The organism is Kitasatospora fiedleri, assembly GCF_948472415.1.
Classification (GTDB): Bacteria; Actinomycetota; Actinomycetes; order Streptomycetales; family Streptomycetaceae; genus Kitasatospora; species Kitasatospora fiedleri.
In genome coordinates this window covers 5,297,710-5,322,084 of record NZ_OX419519.1, presented here as the reverse complement: position 1 = coordinate 5,322,084, position 24,375 = coordinate 5,297,710, and the positions used below count along the sequence as shown (strand labels likewise).

General features: G+C 72.1%; 16 protein-coding genes and 1 pseudogene. 5 read left to right on the top strand and 12 right to left on the bottom strand.

Annotated elements, in window-relative coordinates:
- Nucleotides 1-79: 79 nt before the first annotated feature.
- The 8 genes and pseudogenes from dapA to eccD all read right to left on the bottom strand — a co-directional run bounded on the left by dapA (nucleotide 80) and on the right by eccD (nucleotide 9,244).
- Nucleotides 80-979: a 4-hydroxy-tetrahydrodipicolinate synthase gene (dapA, locus tag QMQ26_RS24430; protein WP_282202684.1), complete on the bottom strand. Its 900-nt coding sequence runs from the start codon at nucleotides 977-979 to the stop codon at nucleotides 80-82.
- 304 nt (nucleotides 980-1,283) lie between these two features.
- Entirely contained in the window at nucleotides 1,284-2,069 is a 786-nt protein-coding gene (thyX, locus tag QMQ26_RS24425) for an FAD-dependent thymidylate synthase (RefSeq protein ID WP_282202683.1), read from the bottom strand.
- A gap of 41 nt (nucleotides 2,070-2,110) precedes the next feature.
- The gene (locus tag QMQ26_RS24420) at nucleotides 2,111-2,578 is read right to left on the bottom strand and encodes a hypothetical protein (RefSeq protein ID WP_100840438.1); all 468 of its coding nucleotides are present in this window, start codon (nucleotides 2,576-2,578) and stop codon (nucleotides 2,111-2,113) included.
- Nucleotide 2,579: 1 nt separating this feature from the next.
- Nucleotides 2,580-3,326, bottom strand: coding sequence for a 4-hydroxy-tetrahydrodipicolinate reductase (gene dapB / locus QMQ26_RS24415; protein WP_100840439.1), 747 nt, complete (start codon nucleotides 3,324-3,326; stop codon nucleotides 2,580-2,582).
- Between the two features lie 26 nt (nucleotides 3,327-3,352).
- Nucleotides 3,353-4,705, bottom strand: coding sequence for a M16 family metallopeptidase (locus QMQ26_RS24410; RefSeq protein ID WP_282202682.1), 1,353 nt, complete (start codon nucleotides 4,703-4,705; stop codon nucleotides 3,353-3,355).
- 103 nt (nucleotides 4,706-4,808) lie between these two features.
- The gene (locus tag QMQ26_RS24405; RefSeq protein ID WP_100840441.1) at nucleotides 4,809-7,019 is read right to left on the bottom strand and encodes a polyribonucleotide nucleotidyltransferase; all 2,211 of its coding nucleotides are present in this window, start codon (nucleotides 7,017-7,019) and stop codon (nucleotides 4,809-4,811) included.
- Nucleotides 7,020-7,397: 378 nt separating this feature from the next.
- The gene (gene rpsO, locus QMQ26_RS24400; protein ID WP_030462697.1) at nucleotides 7,398-7,688 is read right to left on the bottom strand and encodes a 30S ribosomal protein S15; all 291 of its coding nucleotides are present in this window, start codon (nucleotides 7,686-7,688) and stop codon (nucleotides 7,398-7,400) included.
- A gap of 87 nt (nucleotides 7,689-7,775) precedes the next feature.
- A pseudogene (gene eccD / locus QMQ26_RS24395) lies at nucleotides 7,776-9,244 on the bottom strand (type VII secretion integral membrane protein EccD).
- 565 nt (nucleotides 9,245-9,809) lie between these two features.
- Between eccD and eccCa the strand changes: the two are divergent.
- Together eccCa and QMQ26_RS24385 are read left to right on the top strand one after the other, a co-directional pair.
- Nucleotides 9,810-13,760: a type VII secretion protein EccCa gene (gene eccCa, locus QMQ26_RS24390; RefSeq protein WP_100840443.1), complete on the top strand. Its 3,951-nt coding sequence runs from the start codon at nucleotides 9,810-9,812 to the stop codon at nucleotides 13,758-13,760.
- Between the two features lie 472 nt (nucleotides 13,761-14,232).
- Nucleotides 14,233-15,636 carry an APC family permease gene (locus QMQ26_RS24385; RefSeq protein WP_282202681.1) on the top strand — a complete coding sequence of 468 codons (1,404 nt, stop codon included), beginning with the start codon at nucleotides 14,233-14,235 and terminating at the stop codon, nucleotides 15,634-15,636.
- Between the two features lie 156 nt (nucleotides 15,637-15,792).
- Here the strand turns inward: QMQ26_RS24385 and mycP are convergent, their stop codons facing one another.
- The 4 genes from mycP to eccB all read right to left on the bottom strand — a co-directional run bounded on the left by mycP (nucleotide 15,793) and on the right by eccB (nucleotide 19,717).
- Entirely contained in the window at nucleotides 15,793-17,127 is a 1,335-nt protein-coding gene (mycP, locus tag QMQ26_RS24380; protein ID WP_282202680.1) for a type VII secretion-associated serine protease mycosin, read from the bottom strand.
- Between the two features lie 155 nt (nucleotides 17,128-17,282).
- Nucleotides 17,283-17,570 carry a WXG100 family type VII secretion target gene (locus QMQ26_RS24375; RefSeq protein ID WP_100840445.1) on the bottom strand — a complete coding sequence of 96 codons (288 nt, stop codon included), beginning with the start codon at nucleotides 17,568-17,570 and terminating at the stop codon, nucleotides 17,283-17,285.
- Between the two features lie 77 nt (nucleotides 17,571-17,647).
- On the bottom strand, nucleotides 17,648-17,947 hold the full coding sequence (locus QMQ26_RS24370) for a WXG100 family type VII secretion target (protein ID WP_030462703.1): 300 nt from the start codon (nucleotides 17,945-17,947) through the stop codon (nucleotides 17,648-17,650).
- Between the two features lie 180 nt (nucleotides 17,948-18,127).
- Complete coding sequence (eccB, locus tag QMQ26_RS24365) at nucleotides 18,128-19,717, bottom strand: type VII secretion protein EccB (protein ID WP_159073346.1); 1,590 nt, start codon at nucleotides 19,715-19,717, stop codon at nucleotides 18,128-18,130.
- A gap of 250 nt (nucleotides 19,718-19,967) precedes the next feature.
- Here eccB and eccE point away from each other — a divergent pair, with 250 nt between their 5' ends.
- The 3 genes from eccE (at nucleotide 19,968) to QMQ26_RS24350 (ending at nucleotide 24,311) form a co-directional block, all read left to right on the top strand.
- On the top strand, nucleotides 19,968-21,353 hold the full coding sequence (gene eccE / locus QMQ26_RS24360; RefSeq protein ID WP_100840447.1) for a type VII secretion protein EccE: 1,386 nt from the start codon (nucleotides 19,968-19,970) through the stop codon (nucleotides 21,351-21,353).
- Nucleotides 21,353-22,111 carry a hypothetical protein gene (locus QMQ26_RS24355; protein WP_100840448.1) on the top strand — a complete coding sequence of 253 codons (759 nt, stop codon included), beginning with the start codon at nucleotides 21,353-21,355 and terminating at the stop codon, nucleotides 22,109-22,111. The genes eccE and QMQ26_RS24355 overlap by 1 nt, the downstream gene beginning before the upstream one ends.
- 184 nt (nucleotides 22,112-22,295) lie before the next feature.
- On the top strand, nucleotides 22,296-24,311 hold the full coding sequence (locus tag QMQ26_RS24350) for a MinD/ParA family ATP-binding protein (RefSeq protein ID WP_282202679.1): 2,016 nt from the start codon (nucleotides 22,296-22,298) through the stop codon (nucleotides 24,309-24,311).
- The last annotated feature ends 64 nt before the right edge of the window (nucleotides 24,312-24,375 follow it).

Genomic DNA, 24,375 nt, shown 5'->3' with positions numbered 1-24,375 from the left:
TGCCGCGCGCCTTCGGTCCCGGTCCAGCGGCGGACCCGGGTGGGTCCGGCGAGCCGGGGACGCGCACGTCTGTTGTTGGTTACAGGTGTACCCCGCCGGCGGCGAGATCCTCCTTCAACCGGGCGGTCTCCGCGTCCGTGGCGGGGACCAGGGGCAGCCGGAGCGGGCCGGCCGGGTGTCCCTGCAGGTTCAACGCCGCCTTGGCCAGGATCACTCCCTGGGTGCGGAACATTCCGCTGAAGACCGGGAGCAGGGACTGGTGGACGGCGAGCGCCTTGGCGGTGTCGCCGGCCGCGAACGCCTCGATCATGGCACGCATCTCGGCGGCGACGACGTGGCCGACCACGCTGACCACGCCGACGGCTCCGACCGAGAGCAGCGGCAGGGTCAGGTTGTCGTCGCCGGAGTACCAGGCGAGGTCGGCGCGGGCGACGGCCCAGGAAGCCGCGGCGACGTCGCCCTTGGCGTCCTTGTTGGCGACGATCCGGGGGTGCTCGCCGAGCCGGACCAGGGTGTCCAGGTCGAGCGGGACGCCGGAGCGGCCGGGGATGTCGTACAGCATGACCGGCAGGTCGGTGGCGTCGGCGATGGCGACGGTGTGCCGGTAGAGGCCCTCCTGCGGGGGCTTGCTGTAGTACGGGGTGACGGCGAGCAGGCCGTGCGCGCCGGCCTCGAGGGCCTGGCGGGCGAGCTCCACGCTGTGCCGGGTGTCGTTGGTGCCGACGCCGGTGATGACGTGGGCGCGGTCCCCGACCGCCTCGACCACGGCCCGCACCAGGCGGGACTTCTCCGCGTCGGTGGTGGTGGGCGACTCGCCGGTGGTGCCGTTGAGGACCAGGCCGTCGTTCCCGGAGTCCACCAGGTGGGCGGCGAGGCGCTGGGCGCCGTCGAGGTCGAGGTCACCTTCGGGGGTGAACGGGGTGACCATCGCGGTCAGGACCCGGCCGAAGGGCGTCTGCGGTGTGGAGGTCGGAGCCATGGGTCCAAAGCTACTCGTAGGGCGGTGGTCGGTAGCCACGCAGGTCCAGGGTTTGGACAGTGCGGGGCGGCGGTCGGGGCGGCACAACCCGGGCCGGACAATGGGATTCCGGTGCTGCGCGCTCGGGGGTTCACGCAGCACCGGAATCCGTGTCCTGAGCGTATGGAGCGGCCGAGAAAGCCGCAATCCAGACATGCCGGACAGTCCGCCCATCTGCCCGTCGGCGCAGGTCAGCGGGCGGGCCGCCGCCGACGGCCGCAGGCCGCACGGGTGAGGGCGGCCGGGCCGGTGCGCCGACGGCCCGTCAGACCTTGCGCCAGCCCGGCACCCAGGCGCCGTCCTCGACGGTGTAGTCGCCGAACAGCGACGGGGCCTCCTTGACCATCAGCTCGCCGATCTTGCCGAACAGCAGCCGGATCTCCTCCTCGGCGCCCGGCGCGGTGCGGTTCTCGATCACGTGCCGCAGGGTGCGGACGTTGGCCGTCCAGACCAGGCCGGTGGCCAGGCCCTCGGGGGCGAAGCGGCGCATGAAGGAGGTCTTCTCCTTCTTCTCGTGGAAGGGCACGCCCTCCTCGTCCAGCCCGAAGTGGTCGGCCATCCAGTGCTGGAACTCCTCGATCTCCTTCATCAGGCCGGTGGCCCGGGCCATCAGCGCCTCGTCCTGCCGGGCCCACTCGGGGAACCAGAACGGGATGTCGTCGAGGCGGACGAAGCGCAGCGACTCCTGGGAGACCGCGACGCCGGCCCGGTGGCGGACCAGCTCGTGGGTGACCACCCGGCTGACGTTGTGCAGGACGAAGGTGAAGGAGACGTGCTCCAGCACCGAGCCGTGCGCGCTGGCCAGGATGTTCTTGAGGTAGGCGTCCTGGTCGGTGCGGACCTTGGTGACGTTCGGGTTGAGGCCCGGCTTCCACGAGCGGTAGCAGATCCGGCCGGCGAACTCGGCCAGGTTCTGGGCGTCGTCCAGGTCGCCGCGGTCGACCCGCTCCAGCCAGCTCTCGCCGCCGACGTCCTGGAGGTAGGCGGCGACCTCGTCGTAGTCGAGCTCGGGGCGGGCGATGAGGTGGACCTGGGGTTCGACTGCGCGCATGGAGAACGTCCTGAGGAGTCTGGAGGGGGGACCGGTTCAGTCTACGGTCGGGCGGCCGGGGCCCCGGCACCGTGGGCGTCGTGCAGCTTGATGGCGTGCTGCATCGCCTTGCGGGCGCGCGGCACGTCGCCCGCGTCCGCGTAGGCGACGGCGAGGCGGAAGAAGTTCCGCCAGTCCGCCGGGTCGGCCTCGGTCTCGGCCTTGCGGCGGGTGAACACCGCGTCGGCGGAGGCCCGGTCGATCCGGCCGCCGCCGGTGCGCCGGAGCTCGTCGACCGGCAGGCCGCCCTCGGCCTCCAGCTCGCGGGCGAGCCGCTCGCTGGCCCGGCCGAAGCGGACGGTCTGGGCGAGGAACCAGATGCCGATCACCGGGATGACGAAGGCGCAGAGGCCGATGCCGATGCCCAGCGGTTTTCCGGTGGCGACCAGTTGGACGCCCTCGCCGACGCAGACCAGGCTGACCAGCAGCAGGACGCCGGAGAGGACGAAGAAGCCGGTGCGGGAGGTCATGTCACAGGTCCAGGAAGTGTTCCAGGCCGAAGGTGAGGCCCGGGTGGTCGGCGATCTTCCGGGCACCGAGCAGGATGCCGGGCATGAAGCTGCTGTGGTGCGTCGAGTCGTGCCGGATGGTCAGGGTCTCGCCCTCGCCGCCGAGCATCACCTGCTGGTGAGCCAGCAGGCCGCGCAGCCGCACCGCGTGCACCGGGACGCCGTCCACGTCGGCGCCGCGGGCGCCGGGCAGGCCGTGGGTGGTGGGGTCGTGCTGCGGGGGCAGGCCGGCCTCGGCGCGGGCGGCGGCGATCAGCTGGGCGGTGCGGGTGGCGGTGCCGGAGGGGGCGTCGGCCTTGCGGTCGTGGTGCAGTTCGAGCACCTCGACGGACTCGAAGTACCGGGCGGCGGTCTGCGCGAACTTCATCCCGAGGATCGCGCCGATGGAGAAGTTCGGGGCGATCAGCAGGCCGACGGCCGGGTTCGCGGCGAGCCAGCCCTCGGCCTCGGCGAGCCTGGCGTCGTCCCAGCCGGTGGTGCCGGTGACCACGTGGATGCCGTGGTGCAGGCAGTAGTCGAGGTTGCCCATCACCGCGTCGGGGTGGGTGAGTTCGACGGCGACGTCGGCCCGGGCCCCGGTGAGTTCGGTCAGGTCGGAGCCGCGGCCCAGCGCGGCCACCAGCTCCATGTCCTCGGCGGCCTCGACGGCCTTGACGGCCTCGGAGCCGATCCGGCCCCCGGCGCCGATCACGGCGACGCGCAGCGTCATGTCAGTCATCCTCTCAGGCCGGTCGGTCAGACCAGCAGGTCGGCGAGCTTGGCCGCCCGCCGGTCGTTGATCGGGCCGATCAGGGCGAGCGAGGGGCGGTGCGCCCCCAGCACATCACGGGCGACGGCGTGCACGTCGTCCAGGGTCACCGCGGCGATCTTCGCCAGCATCTCGTCCACCGACAGGTGGTGGCCGTAGGAGAGTTCGGCCTTGCCGATCCGGTTCATCAGCGAGCCGGTGTCCTCCATGCCGAGCACGGTGGAGCCGGAGATCTGGCCGATGGCGCGGCGCAGCTCCTCCTCGGTGATGCCCTCGTCGACCACCCGGGCGAGCTCGGCGCGGCAGATCCTCAGCACCTCCTCGACCCGCTTGGGCTGGCAGCCGGCGTAGATGCCGAACAGGCCGGTGTCGGCGTACGAGGAGGAGTAGGAGTAGACGGAGTAGGCCAGGCCGCGCTTCTCCCGGACCTCCTGGAACAGCCGGGAGCTCATGCCGCCGCCGAGGGCCGCGTTGAGCACGCCGATCGCCCAGCGGCGCTCGTCGTGGCGCGGCACGCCGGGGACGCCGAGGACCAGGTGGGCCTGCTCGGTGGGGCGGTTGAGGACGGCGGCCCGGCCCGCGGTGCGGACGGCCTTGACGCCGCGGCGGACCTCGGCGGGGTGGCCCTTGGACTTGGCCAGGACGGGTGCGAAGGCCCGCTCGACCAGCTTGACCACCTCGGCGTGGTCGAGGTTGCCGGCCGCGGCGACCACCAGGTTCTCCGGCTTGTAGCGGCGCCGGTAGAAGCCGGCGATCTGGTCGCGGGTGAGCCCGGTGACGGTCTCCTGGGTGCCCAGGATGGGGCGGCCGAGCGGGGTCTCGCCGAAGATCACCTTGGCGAACAGGTCGTGCACCACGTCGCCCGGGTCGTCCTCGGCCATCGCCATCTCCTCGAGGATGACGCCGCGCTCGGACTCCACGTCCTCGGGGCGGATCAGCGAGCCGGTCAGCATGTCGCAGACCACGTCGATGGCGAGCGGCAGGTCGGTGTCCAGGACCCGCGCGTAGTAGCAGGTGTTCTCCTTGGCGGTGAAGGCGTTCATCTCGCCGCCGACCGCGTCGAGCGCGGCGGAGATCTCCAGCGCGTCGCGCCGGGCGGTGCCCTTGAAGAGCAGGTGTTCGAGGTAGTGGGTGGCGCCGTTGAGGACCGGGGTCTCGTCGCGGGAGCCGACGCCGACCCAGATGCCGAAGGTGGCGCTGCGCACCGTCGGGAGGGTCTCGGTGACGACCCGCAGGCCGCCGGGGAGCACCGTACGGCGGACGGTGCCCGCGCCGTCGGTGCCCTTGAGCAGGGTCCGGGTGGTTCCGGGGCGCTGCTTCGCCGCCGAGGCCTGGGCCACGGGTGTTCCTTCCAACTGCTGCTGCACGAACAGGACTTCACGAACAGGGTGCGGCCCGCACGCGCCGGTGGGGGCGTGCGGGCCGCGGGGTGCTACCGGGAGGTCACTCGGAGGCGGCGGCCTCGCCGCCCTCCTCGCCCTCGATGACCGGGATCAGCGAGAGCTTGCCGCGCGGGTCGATCTCGGCGATCTCGACCTGCACCTTGGCACCGACGGCGAGCACGTCCTCGACGTTCTCGACGCGCTTGCCGCCGGCCAGCTTGCGGATCTGCGAGATGTGCAGCAGGCCGTCCTTGCCCGGCATGAGCGAGACGAAGGCGCCGAAGGTGGTGGTCTTCACCACGGTGCCCAGGTAGCGCTCGCCGACCTCCGGCATGGTCGGGTTGGCGATCTGGTTGATCGTCGAGCGGGCCGCCTCCGCCGAGGGGCCGTCGACCGCACCGATGTAGATGGTGCCGTCGTCCTCGATGGTGATGTCCGCGCCGGTGTCCTCCTGGATCTGGTTGATCATCTTGCCCTTGGGGCCGATGACCTCGCCGATCTTGTCCACCGGGATCTTGATGGTGATGATCCGCGGCGCGTTCGGGGACATCTCGTCGGGCGCGTCGATGGCCTCGTTCATGACGTCGAGGATGTGCAGGCGGGCGTCCTTGGCCTGCTTCAGCGCGGCGGCCAGCACGGAGGCCGGGATGCCGTCGAGCTTGGTGTCGAGCTGGAGGGCGGTGATGAAGTTGCGGGTGCCGGCGACCTTGAAGTCCATGTCGCCGTACGCGTCCTCGGCACCGAGGATGTCGGTGAGGGTCACGTAGTGGGTCTCGCCCTCGATCTCCTGGGAGATCAGGCCCATCGCGATGCCGGCGACCGGGGCCTTGAGCGGCACACCGGCGTTCAGCAGCGACATGGTGGAGGCGCAGACCGAGCCCATCGAGGTGGAGCCGTTGGAGCCGAGCGCCTCGGAGACCTGGCGGATCGCGTAGGGGAACTCCTCGCGGGACGGCAGGACCGGGAGGATCGCGCGCTCGGCGAGGGCGCCGTGGCCGATCTCGCGGCGCTTGGGCGAGCCCACCCGGCCGGTCTCGCCGACCGAGTACGGCGGGAAGTTGTAGTTGTGCATGTAGCGGCGACGGGTCTCCGGGGAGAGCGTGTCGAGCTGCTGCTCCATGCGCAGCATGTTCAGCGTGGTGACGCCCAGGATCTGGGTCTCGCCGCGCTCGAACAGGGCCGAGCCGTGCACCCGCGGGATGGCCTCGACCTCGGCGGCCAGGGTGCGGATGTCGGTGACGCCGCGGCCGTCGATGCGGACCTTGTCCTTGATGACGCGCTCGCGGACGATCTTCTTGGTCAGCGCGTTGTAGGCGGCGCTGATCTCCTTCTCGCGGCCCTCGAACTCCGGGAGCAGCTTGTCGGCGGCGACGCCCTTGATCCGGTCCAGCTCGTTCTGGCGCTCCTGCTTGCCGGCGATGGTGAGCGCCTTGGCGAGCTCGTCCTTGACGGCGGAGGTCAGCGCGGCCAGCACGTCGTCCTGGTACTCCAGGAAGCGCGGGAACTCGCCGGTCGGCTTGGCGGCCTGCTTGGCGAGCTGGGACTGCGCGGCGCACAGCACCTTGATGAACGGCTTCGCGGCCTCCAGGCCGGCGGCGACGACCTCCTCGGTGGGGGCCTCGGCACCGCCCTCGACCAGCTTGATGGTCTTGTCGGTGGCCTCGGCCTCGACCATCATGATCGCGACGTCGCCGTCGGGCAGGGCGCGGCCGGCGACGACCATGTCGAAGACGGCCGACTCCAGCTCGGAGTGGGTCGGGAAGGCCACCCACTGGCCGTTGATCAGCGCGACGCGGACGCCGCCGATCGGGCCGGAGAACGGCAGGCCGGCCAGCTGGGTGGAGGCGGAGGCCGCGTTGATGGCCACCACGTCGTACAGGTGGTCGGGGTTGAGCGCCATGACCGTCACGACGACCTGGATCTCGTTGCGCAGGCCCTTGACGAAGGACGGGCGCAGCGGGCGGTCGATCAGGCGACAGGTGAGGATCGCGTCCTCGGAGGGGCGGCCCTCGCGACGGAAGAACGAGCCGGGGATGCGCCCGGCGGCGTACATCCGCTCCTCGACGTCGACCGTCAGCGGGAAGAAGTCGAAGTGCTCCTTGGGCTGCTTCGAGGCGCTGGTGGCCGACAGCACCATGGTGTCGTCGTCCAGGTAGGCCACGGCGGAGCCGGCGGCCTGGCGGGCCAGGCGGCCGGTCTCGAAGCGGATGGTGCGGGTACCGAAGCTGCCGTTGTCGATGACGGCTTCGGCGTAGAAAACGTTCTCTTCCACCTGGAAGATCTCCTCTTTCGTACGTCTCCCCAGGAGCGCCCCTGCGCTTGCCTGCCGTGGCCCGGGCAACTGGGCCGGTCTTCGATCGAAGCCACCGGGTCGGACCCTCTCGTGGGGTTCCCGGCGGCCACTACCGAGGACCGGCGCCTCTCGGCGTGCGGCGGTCGGCGTGTGGACGCTCCTGCGGGGTGCGGGCGGCTTCCGTTTGAAGCCTTGTTCCGGCCCGCAAGGGCGGGCATGCCCTTTACCTTACAAATTCACACCCTACCGAGCGCGGCTTTACGCGGACGGGTTCGTCGCGGGGCGTGGTCGCGAGGTGGCGCGGAATGCGCCGAGGGGCGGCTCCCCCGGAGAGGGGAGCCGCCCCTACGAGCGGTGTCAGCGGGCGCCGCCGGCGGCACCGCGGCGGATGCCGAGGCGGTCCACCAGGGTACGGAAGCGCTCGATGTCCTTCTTGGCCAGGTACTGCAGCAGGCGGCGGCGCTGGCCGACCAGGATCAGCAGGCCGCGGCGCGAGTGGTGGTCGTGCTTGTGGAACTTGAGGTGCTCGGTCAGGTCCGAGATCCGGCGGGAGAGCATGGCCACCTGCACCTCGGGGGAGCCGGTGTCGCCCTCCTTCTGGCCGAACTCGGCGATGATCTGCTTCTTGACGTCAGCGGCGAGGGCCACGGGCATCTCCTTCGGTGTGTCCGAGCGGTCCTGGTAGGAAGCACAGGACCTGACAAGACTCGGTCCACTAAACCCTAGCAGTCCGGCTCAGCTGGTCGCGCCGCGCACCACGTTGTAGACGTTGAGCACGGCGAGGGCGAGCGGGACGAGCGAGAGCAGCATCAGGCTGTCGACCATGTCCAGGATGCGGCCCCAGAACGGGGACACCCCGAGCGCGGGACGATCAGCGCGATGGCGGTCATCACCGCCGCGCCCGCCGCGATGGACGCGGCCAGCCAGACGGTGCGCAGGTCGGTGCCGCCGGTGGAGCCGGTGGTCAGCTGGGTGAGCAGCAGGTGCACCGGGGTGTGCAGGGCGAGGCCGAGGATCAGCAGGGAGAGCGCGACCAGGCCGGAGATGGTGAGCGCGAAGACCTGCGCGGTGTAGCGGAACAGCCGGGCCCGCAGCATGGTGGAGACGCCGATGGCCAGGGCCAGCAGCTCGGCCCAGGTGCGGTCGCTGAAGCCGAGCACGGTGCAGGCGCCGACGATGGTGGCGGAGGCGCCGCCGACCAGGCCGACCAGCACCTCGTGGCCGCGGCGGGCCTGGGCGGCGATCCGCTCGTACTGGACGGTCTCGGCGCTGTTGGCCTCCTCGCCGTACGCGGTGCCGCGGGTGCGGGTCTGGCCGGGGGCGCTGAAGCCGACGGGCAGGCGGGCGAAGCGGGCGGAGAGCGCGGGCAGGAAGCCGATCACGGCGACCGCGGCGACGCCGGTGACGGCGGCGATGTCGGTGACCGCGGTACCGGACATCAGGACCGCGGCGAAGGTGGCCAGGGTGCCGGCGGCGGCCAGGAAGGCGGCGGCGACGAACACCGAGTCCTTCTCCGGGAGCAGGCCGACCAGCAGGACGGAGACCACCAGCACGGTGACGCAGCCGACCAGGAACTGGAGCCGGCCGGGGCCGTCGCCGGCGCCGGGGACGTCGATGATGCCGGAGCCGGCCAGCATGGCGTGCGGCAGCGCGCCGAGGCCGAGGGCCAGCGCGGCGGTGTGGTCGGCGTAGACCCGGGCGCGCACGCCGGCGAAGGTCACCAGGACGATCGCGGTGACGCCGGACAGGATGCCGGGCAGGCCGAACATGTCGTGCCGCAGGTCGGAGAACCAGAGCGCGAAGGCCAGCAGCGCCAGCAGCACGGTGCCCGCGATCAGGCCGAAGGCCCGCATCAGGTCGGGGCTCCAGAACCGGCGGTCGGCCTCGACCGCGGAGGCGATGGCGTCCGCGACGTCGTCGTAGACGGCCGGCGGCAGTGATTCGGCGAACGGCCGCAGGCTCAGCAGGTCGCCGTCGCGGACCTGTTGGGCCGCGAGCGGCAGTCCGCTGTCCAGCACGGTGCCGTCCCGCCGGACCAGGTGGAAGCCGGTCGGCGTTCCGTCCACCTGGGTCTGTCCGGAGAGCCTGAGCACTTCCGGATAGATGTCCGCGAGCGGGACGTCCTCCGGCAGGGCGACGTCGATCCGGCTGTCGGGCGCCACTACGGTGACCCGGCAGAAACCGGTCGTTGCGTTGTTGCTCACCGGCCCTCTCCCCCTCGTTGGCTGTGTCGGCAAGGCTGCTGACCACTCGTCGCAACGGCTCCGGAACTGTCACGGTCCGAACGAGAGTTGGCGCGGCGACACCTTACCCTCCGCGGGAAGGGCGGTGTGCGCCGGGTGCGGCGCGGTTCCGCGCCGGTCGGGCCGGGCGGCGCGGCTGACGGGCGGTCAGGGCCGGGCGGGAACCGGTGCGACCCCGTGGACGAACCGCTTGGCGTGCGCAGTAGGATCGGCCCCTGCGCACGGCGTACGGGGGCGGCGGTCGAAGACGCGGCAGCCCCGCGCGCCTGCGGTTCGGCGGAGCGGGGGCGGCGTCATCACACGGGGCGCCCTCACCGTACGTATCCAGATGCGTGAGGGCGGATTGTGAGCGAGCGATGGGGGTGCCCCCTGTCAAGTGCCCTGGGAGGGCGCGCCGTTGAGAACGGCGGGTCGCGCGCTGCGGCTGCCGCCCGGGACGGGGTGACGGTATGAACGAGCGGAGCGAGTTCCTCGTCGAGGGGCGCGCGCGGGCGAAGCGCGCGCCGAGCGCTTGCGGGGTGGACGCATGAGTACGGTGACGGTGAAGCGCCCGCCGCGGGCGTTCCCGCCCGCGGTGTCGGAGGAGCCGGTCGAGCTGGTTCCGCCGCCCGAGCTGCCGCGCGGCGGCGGCGAGGACTGGTTGATGACGCTGATGCCGATGCTCGGCATGGGCGGCAGCGCGGCCTTCCTGTTCCAGGGCGGCCAGGGCCCGATGAAGATGATGGGCGTCCTGATGATCGCCTCCACCGCCGCGATGGCGGTGGCGCAGATCGTCCGGGCCCGCAAGGGCGGCAGCGCGGCCACCTCGGACGAGCGCCGCGACTACCTGAAGTACCTGCAGCAGAAGCGGCGCGAGGTGCGCCGCACGGCCGAGCGGCAGCGCGGCGCGCTGCTGTTCACCCACCCGGAGCCGGACCAGCTGTGGTCGGTGGTGGCCGAGGGCCGCCGGCTGTGGGAGCGCCGGCCGACGGACACCGACTTCGCGCAGATCCGGGTCGGCCTGGGCCCGCTCCAGCTGTCGACGCCGCTGGTGGCGCCGCAGACCGCGCCGATGGACGAGCTGGAGCCGCTCGCCGCGGAGGCGATGGGCACCTTCATCAAGACCCACGGCACCCTGCAGGACCTGCCGCTGGCGGTCTCGCTGCGGGCGTTCTACCACATCACGGTGTGCGGCGACCCGGACTCGGTGTACGGCAACGTGCGGGCGATGGTGGCCCAGCTGGCGACCCTGCACTCCCCCGAGGACCTGATGATCGGGGTGGCCGCCGCGCCCGGCGCGGTGGAGGAGTGGGAGTGGGCGAAGTGGCTGCCGCACACCCAGCACCGCAAGGAGAGCGACGGGGCCGGCTCGCGCCGCCTGATCGCCTCCGGGCTGGGCGAGCTGGAGGAGCTGCTGGCCAACGAGCTGGCCGGCCGCAAGGGCTTCTCCCGGGACAGCACGCCGTCCCCGGACCAGCCGCACCTGGTGGTCATCATGGACGGCGCCTCGGTGCCGGTCGACTCGGTGATCGCCGGTCCGGAGGGCGTCCAGGGCGTCACCGTGATCGAGGTCGTCCCGGGCGACCTGGACGAGCCGAACGGCCACCTGGTGATCACCGTCGGCAAGGACGAGCTGCTGCTGGAGGCGGCCTCCGGGGCGAGCTACCCGGGCAAGCCGGACACCCTGTCGGCCTGGCAGTCGGAGGCGCTGGCGCGGCAGTTGGCGCCGTTCCGGGCGTCGGCGGGCGGCGACGACAGCGACCCGTCGCTGGTGTCGATGGACTTCACCGAGATGATGCACACCGGCGACCCGGGCTCCTTCGACCCGACCCGGCACTGGCGTCCCAAGCCGATGCGCGAGAAGCTGCGCGTCCCGCTGGGCGTCGGCAGCAACGGCGAGTACGTCTGGCTGGACATCAAGGAAGCCTCGCTGGAGGGCATGGGCCCGCACGGCATGTGCGTCGGCGCGACCGGTTCCGGCAAGTCCGAGGTGCTGCGCACCATCGTGCTGGCGCTGGCGGTCACCCACTCCTCCGAGGTGCTGAACCTGGTCCTCGCGGACTTCAAGGGCGGTGCGACCTTCGCCGGCATGTCGGAGATGCCGCACACCGCGGCCGTGATCACCAACCTCGAGGGCGAAGCGACCCTGATCGACCGCATGCGCGACGCGATCGAGGGCGAGATGAACCGCCGCCAGGAGCTGCTGCGCGCGGCGGGCAACTACGCGAACATCAACGAGTACGAGCGGGCCCGCGCGGCGGGCGCGCCGCTCGACCCGCTGCCCTCGCTGCTGATGATCATCGACGAGTTCTCCGAACTCCTCACCGCCAAGCCGGACTTCATCGAGCTGTTCATCCAGATCGGCCGGATCGGCCGCTCGCTCGGCATGCACATGCTGCTGGCCTCGCAGCGGCTGGAGGAGGGCAAGCTCCGCGGTCTGGACACCTTCCTCTCCTACCGGCTGGGCCTGCGTACCTTCTCGGCCGCCGAGTCGCGGGCCGCGATCGGCGTGCCGGACGCCTACCACCTGCCGCCGATCCCCGGCGTGGGCTACCTCAAGTTCGGCTCCGACGTGATGGAGCGCTTCCGCGCCGCGTACGTCTCCGGCAAGTACCGGGCGCCGGGCGCCCAGCGCGCGGTCGGCGGGCAGGTGGTCACCGCCCAGCCGGTGCTGTTCACCGCCGCCGAGGTCGAGGTGGTCGAGCCCGAGGTGGAGGTGCTGCCCGAGCTCCCCGAGGAGGAGACCGACGAGGCGCTGCTGGACACCATGCTCGACGTGTTCGTGCAGCGGATGATCGGCCAGGGCCCGCCGGCCCACCAGGTGTGGCTGCCGCCGCTGGACGAGTCGCCGTCGGTGGACAGCCTGCTGGAGCCGCTGCAGGTCAGCCCGGACCGCGGCCTGACCCCGGCGGCCGTCCGCCAGGGCAACCTGGTCGTCCCGGTCGGCATCGTCGACAAGCCGCGCGACCAGCGCCGCGACGTGATGTACCTGGACTACTCCGGCGCCGCCGGCCACGGCATGGTCGTGGGCGGTCCGCGCTCGGGCAAGTCCACCATGGTGCGCACCATCGTGGCCGGCTTCTCGGTCACCCACACGCCGGTCGAGGCGCAGTTCTACCTGCTCGACTTCGGCGGCGGCGGCTTCGGCTCGCTGGCCGACCTGCCGCACGTCGGCGGCGTCGCGGGCCGGCTGGACGTCGAGAAGGTCCGCCGCATGATCAGCGAGGTGCACGGCGTGCTCAACCGCCGGGAGGAGCTGTTCCGCTCGACCGGCATCGACACCATCGCCACCTACCGGTCCCGCCGGGCCGCCGGGCAGCTGCCCGACGAGCAGTTCGGCGACGTGTTCCTGTTCATCGACGGCTGGCTGACCTTCAAGCAGGAGTTCGAGGTCCTGGAGCCGGTCATCGCCGACATCGTGCAGCGCGGTCTCGGCTACGGCGTGCACGTGGTGATCACCGCGGCCCGCTACGCCGAGGTCCGCCCGGCGCTGAAGGACCAGTTGCAGAACCGGGTCGAGCTCAAGCTCGGCGACTCGATGGAGTCCGAGATCGGCCGCAAGGTCGCCGCGAACGTCCCGGCCATCCCCGGCCGCGGCCTGACCGCCGACCAGCTGCACTTCCTCTCCGGCCTGCCGCGGATCGACGGCTCCAGCGAGGTGGCGAACCTGGTGGACGGCGTGGCCGACCTGGTCGCCCAGGTCAACGCGGCCTGGACCGGCCCGCGGGCCCCGCAGGTGCGCATGCTGCCGCCGGTGCTGGACGGGCACTCGCTGCCCAAGGGCTTCGAGCACCCGGAGCTGGGCGTCGCGTTCGGCGTCGACGAGGTCGAGCTGGCGCCGGTGTTCGTCAACTTCGAGACCGACCCGCTGTTCGTCGTCTTCGGCGAGAGCGAGTCCGGCAAGTCGGCGATGCTGCGGATGCTGATCAAGCAGATCACCGAGCGGTACACCCCGGACCAGGCGGGCATCGTGGTCGGCGACTTCCGCCGCTCGCTGCTCGGCGTGGTGCCGCCGGAGTACCTGGTGGAGTACGCGGCCGCCGCGCCCGCCATGTCGGCGATCGTGGAGATGCTGCGCGGGGCCTGCGGGCGCCGGCTGCCCGGCCCGGACGTCACGCCGGAGCAGCTGCGCAACCGCAGCTGGTACAGCGGCAAGGACATGTTCGTGATCGTGGACGACTACGAGCTGGTCGCCACCCAGTCGGGCAACCCGATGGCGCCGCTGGCGGAGTTCCTGCCGTTCGCGCGCGACATCGGCCTGCGCCTGATCATCGCCCGCAACGCGGGCGGCGCCGGCCGCTCGCTGTTCGAGCCGGTGATGCAGCGGATGCGCGAGCTGGGCGGCCAGGGCCTGCTGCTCTCCGGTGACAAGGGCGAGGGCGCGCTGCTCGGCACGGTCAAGCCGCAGCCGCAGCCGCCGGGCCGCGGCGTGTTCGTCTCCCGCCGCATCCAGGCGGGCCAGACGGTGCAGACCGGCTGGCTGCCGACGCAGATCTAGCCGGGACGCCGTTCACGCACGGTGACCGAAAGGGCCGGACTCCGAAAGGGGTCCGGCCCTTTCGGCACTCCCGCCCCGGAACGGTGTCATAACGTTATCTTCCGTTTTTCGCGGTTTTCCTTCGGTTCCCGTACCCCTCCGGGCCGGTCGGGGGCGGTTTTCGGCCCAGCAGCGCGGCACGGTGGAGCGCCTTGGAATCGGGCGTTACCCAGCTCACTTCACCTTCGATTCAAGCGCGGTTCACCGGAGTTGACACTACGGAAACATGCGTCCCACGCGCTCCGGAGCTGCGTTCCGCAGGCAGAACGGCCTTACGACAACGGAATCCGCAGCCGATCCCGCGTTGACTGGGCCAACTCGCCCAGGCAACCTGGCGAACCGGGAGCGAAGCAGAACCAGACCGCGAGACCGTGCTTCGGAGGCGATAGCGCTCCCGACCCCCACACCGCCGCTCAGTGGATCGGATGCCCCCATGACCGACACGCTTCCCCCGCAGGTAGCCTCCCCCGTCGCGGAGGACACCGCGGGCAGCCCCAAGAAGCTCGCCCGATCGCTCGGCGTCGTGGGCGGAACCCTGCTCACGCTCTCCTGCGTGACACCGGCATCCTCACTCTTCGTGATCGTCCCGGACCTCTTCAACTCGCTGGGCACCTTCACCCTGATGTCGATCGTGATCGGCACGGTCATCTGCGTCGCGGTGGCGTTCTGCTACTCCGAGCTCGGCACCCTGGTGCCCTCCGCGGGCGGCGAGTACGCCATGGTCGGCACCCTGGCCGGCAAGTTCACCGGCTGGCTGGTGTTCATCCAGTCACTGATCGTGGTGATGATCGTGCCCTCGATCATCGCCATGGGCACCGCCGACTACCTGGAACCGATCATCCACCTCGACCCCAAGTGGGCCGGCGCCGCGGTGATGCTGGCCGCCACCGTGGCCGGTCTGCTGGACCTGCGGGCCAACGCCTGGATCACCGGCGTCTTCCTGGTGCTGGAGGTCATCGCCTGCGCCGTGGTGGCCTTCCTCGGCTTCGGCCACTCCGAGCGCGGCGTGGGCAGCCTGCTGCACGGCGCGGTCTCCGACGGGGCTGGCGGCTCCACCGGGGTCGGCTTCGCGGCGGTCCTGACCGCGATGGGCACCGCGCTCTTCGTCACCCAGGGCTTCTCCACCGCCATCTACCTCTCCGAGGAGCTGGAGAACCCGCGCAAGAACGTCGCCCGCACCGTGCTGTGGACGCTGGGCCTGTCGACCGCCGTCATCGTGATCCCGGTCGCCGCGATCACCCTGGGCGCCCCCGACCTGACCGCGCTGACCTCGGGCAACGTCTCGCAGCTGGTGATCGGCTGGAGCAACAGCGGCGTCGGCACCTTCATCAGCCTGTGCATCGCGCTGGCGATCATCAACGCCGGCATCGTGATGGTCATCCAGAACTCCCGGGTGCTGTTCGCCTCCGGCCGCGACAAGGCCTGGCCGGAGCCGGTGAACCGGGCGTTCGGCAACCTCAACAAGTTCAGCGCCCCGTGGATCTCCACCCTGGCGGTCGGCGTCCCCGGCGCGGTGCTCTGCTTCGTGCCGCAGAGCATGCTGATCAACATCACCGGCGTCGCGGTCGCCGCGCTCTACCTGCTGGTCGCCGTCGGCGCGCTGTTCTCCCGCCGCGCCCACCACAAGGACGCCGCGGCCTGGCGCCAGCCGCTGTGGCCCGCGCTGCCGGTCCTGGTGATCGTGGCCCTGGCGTACGTCCTGACCCAGCTCGACCACACCGCGCTGTGGTGGACGCTCGGCATCACCGCCGCGGCCAGCCTCTACTGGGCGCTCTACCTCCGCCCCCGCCCGGAGACCCGCTGGGTGATCACCCTCCCCGAGGACGAGCGCGTCTGACCCCCGCGGACCCGCTCCCGTCGGCCCCGTCCGGTCCCCGAGACCGGACGGGGCCGGCCCCTGTTCCGGGACCGGCCCCTGGTGCGTCCTGCCCGCCTCCCGCGCTCCGGCGGAACGGCTCCGGCGAACCGGCTCAAGCGGAACGGCTCCGGCGGATCAGCCGTGCCGCCCGCGGCGCCGGTTGAGGTCCCGGGTGACGATCGCGCCGCCGGCCAGGCCCGCCACCACCAGGGCGCCGATGCCGAGCACGAAGGTGCCGGTGCGGCGGTCCCGGTCGGCCTGGGTCTCCTCCAGCCCGAGCGGCTGCGGCTGCAGCGCGACGTTGTCGAGCTTGACCTTCGGGTCCATGCTGGGCGACGCGCTCGGGCCGGGCACCTTGGCGTACTCGACGGCCTTCACCGGGTCGACCACGCCCCAGCCGATGTACTTGTTGGGGCCCCGCTCGGTGCGCTGCGCGGTCTGCTCGATCACGGTGCGGATCTGCATCGGGTTCCAGTCGTGGTGCAGGCTCTTGAGGACGGCGGCCAGACCGGAGACGTACGGGGCGGAGAAGCTGGTGCCGTTGTCGGTGCACTGGCCGTGGCCGGGCACCGTGGAGAGCATGTCGACGCCGGGCGCGGCCACCTTGACGAAGTCGCCGTACTGGGAGAACGGGGCCCGCTCGTTGTTCCGGTCGGAGGCGCCCACGGACAGCACCGTCGGGTAGGCGGCCGGGAAGGTCGGGCCCTCGACGCCGTCGTTGCCCGAGGAGGCGACCACCACGATGCCGGCCTTGTCGGCCCGCTCCATGGCGGCCTTGAGCGCCTGGTCGTTGTCGAACCGGTCCTGGTTCTCGGACTTGTTCGGGTCGATCTGGACCCGGACGTCCTGCGAGATGTTGATGACGTCGACCTTCGCCTCGATCGCCTTGTCGACCGCCTCGATCAGGCTGGAGACGTCGCCGTTGCCCTCGGCGTCGTTCTGCCGGATCGCGTAGATCCGGGCGTCCTTGGCCAGGCCGACGAAGCCGATGCCCGGCACCGGGGCGGCCGCGATGATGCCGGCCACCTTGGTGCCGTGGCCGACGTTGTCCTCGGTGCTGGAGTTGGTGGCGGGGAGCTGCTTGCCCTTCTTCCGCAGCGTGTCGGTGAGCAGGTCGGGCCCCGCGTCGACCTTGCCCTTCAGCTGCGGGTTCTTGTCGTCCACCCCGGTGTCGATGACGGCGACCTTGATGCCGTTGCCGGTCTGGTTCGGGAAGACGCCCTGGCCGGACGGCGACGCGCTCGCCCGCGCCTTGTCCGTGCCCCACAGCTCGTCGAGGAACACCCGCTGCAGCGACCACGGCTTGGCCGCGACGTCGTCGTTGATCGGGAAGTCGCAGTCGCCGGACCCGGCGGGCCGCAGCTGTCCGCGGGTGTCACCGCCCGCCGGAGCCGGTCCGGCCCAGGCGGGGCCGATCGCCATCGGGCCGATCGCGCCCAGCACCAGCAGCACCGCACCCGTTCGGCGCAACGATCCTGACGACACCTCTGCTCCACCCCTCACTGCGTTCCACCCGTTCCGGTCGTGCCCCGCCCCGTGCGGCACACGAAGGGCGGGCGCCCCTGAGGACGCCCGCCCGTGTCAAGCACTCGCCGTGCCGGTTCCCCCGTGCCGTCGGCAGACGGTCAGCCCCAGATGCCCGCGTTCGCGTTCTCGGTCTGCTGGTAGCTCTGCGCGGCGTTGTCCAGCGCGGCGGCGATCCGACCGAGGACCTCCTGCAGGTCGGCGGCCTTGGCGTCCCACTCGGCCTGGCGGGCCTGGTAGCCCTGCTGGGCGGCGCCCTCCCAGCTGGAGGCGATGCGCTGGACGCCGGACTTCAGGTCGTCCAGCTGGTTCTGGATGCGCGAAGCGGTCTGCCGGACCTCGGAGCTGGCGTTCTGGATGGTCTGGAAATTGACGAGAATGCCGGACATTGATCTCTCCCCTTCGATGGATTCACGGCGCGCCTCCGCGGAGACGCAGTGTGGTGGTGGTTACTGAGCTACCGGCGTCAGCCGATGCCACCGACCGCAGCGCGCTGCTCCTCTTCGGTCATCGAGTAGGCCTTGGTGGTCGCCTCGATGGCCTGACGGATCTCGTCGAGGATCCGGTTGAGCGCGTTGGCGTCCTCGTTGAACTGCGACTGCATCTGCTGGTAGGCGGACGCGGCCGCGCCCTTCCAGCCCGAGGCGATCTCGGAGACCAGGTTGTTGAGGCGACCGATCTCACCCTGGACCTGCTGGTTGACCTCACCGATGCGGTTCGCGAAGGCGGTCATTTCCTCCGCGGTCGTCGTGAACTGACCTGCCATGATCCACCGTCCCCCATGAGACAGACTACGTCCGGACGCCCCTGTGGCGAACGCCCGTACGGGCACCACTTGTGTGGTGCTCTGAAGCACTGTAACGGCCAACTGCCCTACACCCAACACCGGGTAGCGGGTAGTTACCAGACCATGACACTGGATCGCGCTACCCGCGTTGACGTCCCGTCAGGCGTTCTGCGGCTGAACTGCGGCCATGGTGTCGAGCACCGGACCGGCCGGGACGAGCTTGGACCAGGCGGCCGGGACCTGGGGCGGCACGACGTCCTTGTAGTCGAGCCGGGCCTGGGCCTCGTTGGTGTCCGACTTGGCGGCCGGGGCGGCCGGCGCGGCGGAGGAGCCGTCGGCCGCGGGGGCGGCGGTGCTGGCGGGCAGCGAGTAGCGCAGGCCCGCGTCGGTGATCAGGAAGTAGCTGCCGGAGCTGGCCTGGCCGCTCGTGTCGAGCGTGTCGCCGTCCACCGCGCGGTACAGCAGGCCGTGTCCGGCCGTCACGTGGGCGCTGAGCGAGTTCGCGGTGACGGTCGCCGGGTACTCGACGTCGGCCCAGACCGTGCGCTTGATCCGGCCGTCCGCCTCGGCCCCGGCGTAGGTCGAGCAGACCACCGTGCGCGGCTTCTCCCCGGCGTTGACGGCCTTCACCTGGTGGGTGGGCATGTCCGGGCGCTCGGTCATCAGGTGGCTGTCGATCATGGGCTGGAGCTTGTTGATGTCGCTCGCGTTGATCGGCTCGGCCTTGACCTCTTCGGTCCCGCCGTACGCCATCGCCACGGCGGGGTCGTTCCGCATCAGCTGGTACTGGAACGGGGTGATCTGGTAGAGCTGATCGGCGCCGACCACGTAGAAGGCGTCCTGGAAGGACAGCAGGTGGCCGATCCGCTTCTGCTTCGGGTCGGACATGTCGAGGCGGGAGGAGCCGGCCGCGCCCTTGTCGCCCATCCCGGGGATGACCGGGAACTGCACCGGGGAGCCGTTGCCCAGGGTGTCCAGCCAGGCCTGGGTGACCTGCTGCGGCAGGGGGATCTGGCCGAAGAGGGCCAGCTTCAGGGACTTGACCTGTTCCGACGTCTGGTTGTACGTGCCGATCGCGTGCTTCAGCCCGTTGGAGTCCACCAGGTAGAGCGAGCCGTCGGTCTTGGCGTCCACCGGCGGCTCCTGGACGAACAGCACCTGCTCCTCGTTGAGCACCAGGGCCGGGTTCTTGAGCTTCTTCTCCTCGTCGCCGGCGGCGACGAAGACCGACTGGCCGATGCTCGACTGGGTCTTGTCCTTGCCCTGGGTGTCGCAGACCGACCAGAGCTTCTGCCTGCCCGCGTCGTCCTTGTTGGGCAGCTTGTCGGGCGCGTAGGGGATGCCGATGGTGGCGCCGCGCCTCGGGTACTTGTCCAGCACGTCGTCGGCGACGGACAGCACGGTGGCGCCCGCGGGCAGCACCAGGCGGGCCGAGGACATGTTCAGCACCTGGTGCAGGGTGGGTTCCTTGTTCTTCCCGTCGTTCAGGATCACGTAGCGGGTGGTGGAGGACTTGCCCTGGAGGATGTACTTCCCGTTGTCCCAGTTCGGCGGCGCGGCGGGCTTGAGCACGCCCCACATGCCGAAGCCGGCGACGACCACCGCGGCGACCACGAAGCTCGGCAGCACCGCCCGGAGCGGGCGCGGCGCGTCCTCGTCGTTGCCGCCACCGCCCGGCTGCAGGAAGGCCCCCACCATCCGCTTCCGGGCGAAGGTGTAGGCGTTCAGCTCGTCCCGGCGTGATGCCATGCTCGTCCCCGTCTCCCCTGTGTGACCCGCCGCGCGGGTGTCAACGCGCTTGTGCTGTCCGTGAGTCTGCCACCCGGCGGGCGGCCCCCGGGGCCACTCCTCTACGATGCGGCAGCAGACGGTGAGTACGGTAACGGGTAGGCTCCGACGGTCCGCCATCCGGGCCGCCGACCCGGCCCCCGCCCGAGACTCGTCCGGGCCCGCAGGGGGATCTGACGGGACATCTGAAGCAGAGAGGGCAATTCGGGGGATGCCAAGCCAGTCCGCTCCAGCACGACGACGCTCCACTCCGCAGGACCGGCGGCCGGACGCCCCGGGCGGACGCCGGGCCCGCAACGCACCGCCCGCCCCGGCCGCGGTCGGCCCGGTGGGCCTGCGGCTGCTGCCCAGGCCCGGGCTGCTGGGCCGCCGGCTGGAACTCAAGCAGATCGTCCAACTGGAGGTCGCCGCCGCCCTGGTGGCGGTCGGCTGGTCGATCAACACGATGATGGCCGGGGTCTTCGCGGTGCCCGCGCTGGTCCTGGTCGCGATCGCCCTGCTGCGGCTGCGCGGCCGGACCACCGGCGAGGCGGTGAGCGTCCGCTCGGCGTACAACGCCCGCCGCAAGGAGGCGAAGTACAACGTCCCGCCGCCCGGCACCGACCCGGCGATCGCCCCGGTGATGGAGCTCGACCCGGCGCTCAAGACCTGCACCCACGCGATCGAGACCGACCTCGGCGACGGCCGTCCGCTGCGCCGCGAGACCGGCATGGTCGGCGACGGCACGTTCTTCACCTCGGTGCTGCTCGTCCAGTCCAAGGACCAGCCGCTGCGCCCGGGCCGGGCCACCTCCTCGGTGCCGCTGGACCTGATCTGCTCGATCCTCCAGGTCGACGACATCGGCCTGGAGTCGGTGCAGTTGGTCCAGCACACCCAGCCCGCCCCCGCGCCGCACCTGCCCGAGCACTCGCTGGCCGCCCGCGCCTACCAGCAGACCCCCGGCGGGGTCAGCACCCCGGCGCTGCGCCTGACCTGGGTCGCGCTCAAGCTCGACCCGGAGCGCGCGGCCACCGCCGTGCTGGCCCGCGGCGGCGGCGAGGAGGGCGCCCGCAAGACGCTGCAGCGCGTCACCGACCAGCTGGCCGGGCGGCTGAACAGCGCCGGGTTCATCGCGACCGTGCTGGACGAGCGGGAGCTGATCGCCGCGCTGGCCATCTCGGTGTGCGCCAACCCGGTGGCGGTGGCGGGCCGGCAGGGCTCCGGCGGCGGCGGGGTCGGCGTGCGCCGGGCCCAGGAGTCGTCGAAGTACTGCCGGATCGACGACCGCTGGCACGCCACGTACTGGATCTCCAAGTGGCCGGTGCTGTCCCGCCCGGGCATCGGCGGCGGCCGGGTGACCGCCCCCGACCTGATCAACCAGCTGACCAGCACCCCCGCGTTCGCCTCGACCTTCTCGGTCACCGCGACCCGCGCGATGGGCGGTGCGGTGGCGCTCAGCGGCCACCTGCGGCTGACCGAGCACAACGAGGCCAGGCTCGACCAGATGGGCCGCCAGGCGGAGTCCCGGGCGCAGCACAACGGCGCCTCGCTGACCCGCCTCGACCTGGAGCACGCCCCCGGCCTGCTCGCTACGCTGCCCCTGGGAGGGACGTCCTGATGGCCTACCAGACCTACTCCGGCCAGGCCCCGCAGCCGGTCGAGCAGCGGCCGGTGCGGGTGCGCCCCGGTTACGGCCTGCGCGGCCCGCGCCGGGAGAAGCACGTGCTGACGGTCGAGGACCTGGCGGCGGTGGCCTTCCCGGTCGGTGACGACGGCGTGGTGATCGGCCTGGACCACCAGCAGCAGCCCGCGGTGATCGGGCTGTTCCGCCCGTCCGCGTTCGACGTGGTGCTGGTCGGCGGCATGTGGACGGCGCAGCTGATCGCGCTGCGCGCGGCCGCGACCGGGGCCCGGATCGCGGTGGAGACCGGCCGTCCGCAGGCGTGGGCGCCGATGGCGCAGGCGGCGGGCGGCGGGCAGCCGTGCGTGACGATCCACCAGGTGGGCCGGCTGGGCGCGCAGGGCGCGTCGGTGGCGTCCCCCGTTCTGGTGGTCCGCGACCTGGGCGCGCGGCCCAACCGCAGCCGGCTGTCGGCGACGCCCTGGCAGACCACGCTGACCGTGCTGCCGTACCTGGGCCCGAACGCGAGCCGGGTGCTGAACGCCGCCGACCTGGTCGGCCTGCAGCGGGTCTCGCCGCAGGAGGCCGATCTGCTGGGCCGGCTGCTGTCGCTGGCCCCCGGTGACGTCAGCGCGCTGCCGACGCTGCCGGACAACGTGACGCTGTGGGCGACCCGGATGCGGCGCCAGTACGTGATGACCAACCAGGGCGAGGCCGAGACCCAGGTGCTGGGCGGTCCCCGCCGGATGGACTGACCGCCCACCGGCCCGGCCGGCGCGCTCCGGGGCGGCTCCCGCGGCCCGGGGCGGGCCGGCCGGCCGGGCCGGACGAATCCGCCGTCAGGTCGGGCACCGCCTTCAAAGCGGCCCTGTGCACGGCCTAGTCTTGTTGCCCGACGGCAACCGCCGAAGCAGCTTCGGCGAGAACGAGGGAGCCCCAGTGAGCAGCGATCGGGACGGCGTCTACGTCGGCGACAACGCGGCCGAGGACGACGATGACTGGTCCGACGCCCCGGACTACACCGCTCCGTCCTGGTACACCCAGAGCGCCGCGCCGGGTGCTCCGACCGCGGCGCCGCAGCCGCAGCCCGTCCAGCAGCCGCCCGTCCAGCAGCAGGTGCCGCCGGCGGCCCAGCCCCCGCTGGTCCAGCCGCCACCGGTGCAGCAGCAGGAGCCGCCGCCGCAGGTGACCGGCCCGGCACCGGTGCAGCCGCAGCCGGAGCAGCCGCAGCCGCCCGTCCAGCAGCAGGCCGCGCAGCCGCCGGCGGCGGTGCAACCGGAGCAGCCGCAGCCGCCGGTGCAGCAGCAGGCCGCCCAGCCGGCTCCCCAGCCGGACCCGCAGGTGCAGGTCGCGGCGCAGCCGGAGGCCGGTCCGCACGGCCAGGCCGCGCCGGCCCCGGTGCCGGACGCGGCCCCGCCGGCGGCGGCGCAGCCGGAGCAGCCGGAGCAGCCGCAGCCGCCGGTGCAGCAGCCGGCGCCGCAGCCGCAGCCCGTCCAGCAGCCGCCCGTCCAGCAGCAGCAGCCGTACCCGCCGCAGGTGCAGCAGCCGCCGCAGCCCTACCCCCAGCAGGGCCAGCCGTGGCCCCAGCCGCAGCCGCCGCAGGCGCAGCAGCAGCCGTACCCGCAGCAGGGCCAGCCGTGGCAGCAGCAGCCGCCGGTCGACCCGCGGGCGGGTGGCTGGCCGCAGGCGGGGCAGGGCGGGCCGCAGCCGTACCCGCAGCAGGGTCCGGGGGTCGCGCCGCCGGCTCCGGCGCAGTTCCAGCAGGGGGGCGGGCAGGCCGCGGCGCACGGTGCGGCGCTCGGGTACACGGCGGCGGTGGAGCTGTCCTCGGACCGGCTGCTGCGCGGCCAGCCGAAGGTGCAGAAGCAGTCCCGGTTCCAGTTCGGCGGCAAGTCGGCGCAGGCCGGCAAGCAGCAGAAGCTGGAGCTGATCCGGCACCCGGTGATGACCTGCTACCGGATCGCGGTGATCAGCCTCAAGGGCGGTGTCGGCAAGACCACGACCACCACCTCGCTGGGCGCGACCCTGGCCAGCGAGCGGCAGGACAAGGTCATCGCGATCGACGCCAACCCGGACGCGGGCACCCTGGGCCGCCGCATCAAGCGGCAGACCGGGGCGACCATCCGCGACCTGGTGACGGCGATCCCGAACATCCGCAGCTACATGGACATCCGCCAGTACACCTCGCAGGACCCGAACTCGGGCCTGGAGATCGTCGCCAACGACGTGGACCCGGCGGTCTCCACCACCTTCGACGACTCGGACTACCGCCAGGTGATCCAGGTGCTCGGGCAGCACTACCCGATCATCCTGACCGACTCCGGCACCGGCCTGCTGTACTCGGCGATGCGCGGCGTGCTGGACCTGGCGGACCAGCTGATCGTGGTGGCCACGCCCAGCGTGGACGGCGCCTCCAGCGCCTCGACCACGCTGGACTGGCTGTCCGCGCACGGCTACGCGGACCTGGTGCAGCGCTCGATCACAGTGGTCTCCGGGGTCCGCGAGACCAGCAAGATGATCAAGGTCGAGGACATCGTGGCGCACTTCCAGACCCGTTGCCGCGGCGTCGTGGTGGTGCCGTTCGACGAGAGCCTGGCGGCCGGCGCCGAGGTCAACCTGCAGATGATGCGGCCCAAGGTCCGGGACGCCTACTTCGAGCTGGCGGCGCTGGTCGGCGAGGACATCGCCCGCTCCCAGCAGCAGGCGGGCTGGCAGGGGCAGCAGCAGTACCCGCCGCAGGGCGGCTACCCGCAGCAGCAGCCCTACCCCCAGCCGTACCCGCAGCAGGGGGGCTACCCGCAGCAGGGCCAGCCGTGGCAGCAGCCGCCCGGCCAGCCCTACCCGCAGCAGGGGGGCTACCCGCCGCAGGGCCAGCCGCAGCAGCAGCCCCCGCAGCCCGGCTACGGCTACCCGCCGCCGCACGGGTACGGCTACCCGCCGCCCCACCAGGGCTGAGCCCGCGCCCGCCACCCGGGCCACCCGGGCCGGGCCCGCACGCGCCGGAGCCCCCGCGGACGAC

Excerpts from the sequence above, each read along its gene's own strand:
- dapA (WP_282202684.1), bottom strand. The coding sequence starts at position 979 with ATGGCTCCGACCTCCACACCGCAGACGCCCTTCGGCCGGGTCCTGACC.
- thyX (WP_282202683.1), bottom strand. The coding sequence starts at position 2,069 with ATGCGCGCAGTCGAACCCCAGGTCCACCTCATCGCCCGCCCCGAGCTC.
- QMQ26_RS24420 (WP_100840438.1), bottom strand. The coding sequence starts at position 2,578 with ATGACCTCCCGCACCGGCTTCTTCGTCCTCTCCGGCGTCCTGCTGCTG.
- dapB (WP_100840439.1), bottom strand. The coding sequence starts at position 3,326 with ATGACGCTGCGCGTCGCCGTGATCGGCGCCGGGGGCCGGATCGGCTCC.
- eccCa (WP_100840443.1), top strand. The coding sequence starts at position 9,810 with ATGAGTACGGTGACGGTGAAGCGCCCGCCGCGGGCGTTCCCGCCCGCG.
- QMQ26_RS24385 (WP_282202681.1), top strand. The coding sequence starts at position 14,233 with ATGACCGACACGCTTCCCCCGCAGGTAGCCTCCCCCGTCGCGGAGGAC.
- QMQ26_RS24375 (WP_100840445.1), bottom strand. The coding sequence starts at position 17,570 with ATGTCCGGCATTCTCGTCAATTTCCAGACCATCCAGAACGCCAGCTCC.
- QMQ26_RS24370 (WP_030462703.1), bottom strand. The coding sequence starts at position 17,947 with ATGGCAGGTCAGTTCACGACGACCGCGGAGGAAATGACCGCCTTCGCG.
- eccB (WP_159073346.1), bottom strand. The coding sequence starts at position 19,717 with ATGGCATCACGCCGGGACGAGCTGAACGCCTACACCTTCGCCCGGAAG.
- eccE (WP_100840447.1), top strand. The coding sequence starts at position 19,968 with ATGCCAAGCCAGTCCGCTCCAGCACGACGACGCTCCACTCCGCAGGAC.
- QMQ26_RS24355 (WP_100840448.1), top strand. The coding sequence starts at position 21,353 with ATGGCCTACCAGACCTACTCCGGCCAGGCCCCGCAGCCGGTCGAGCAG.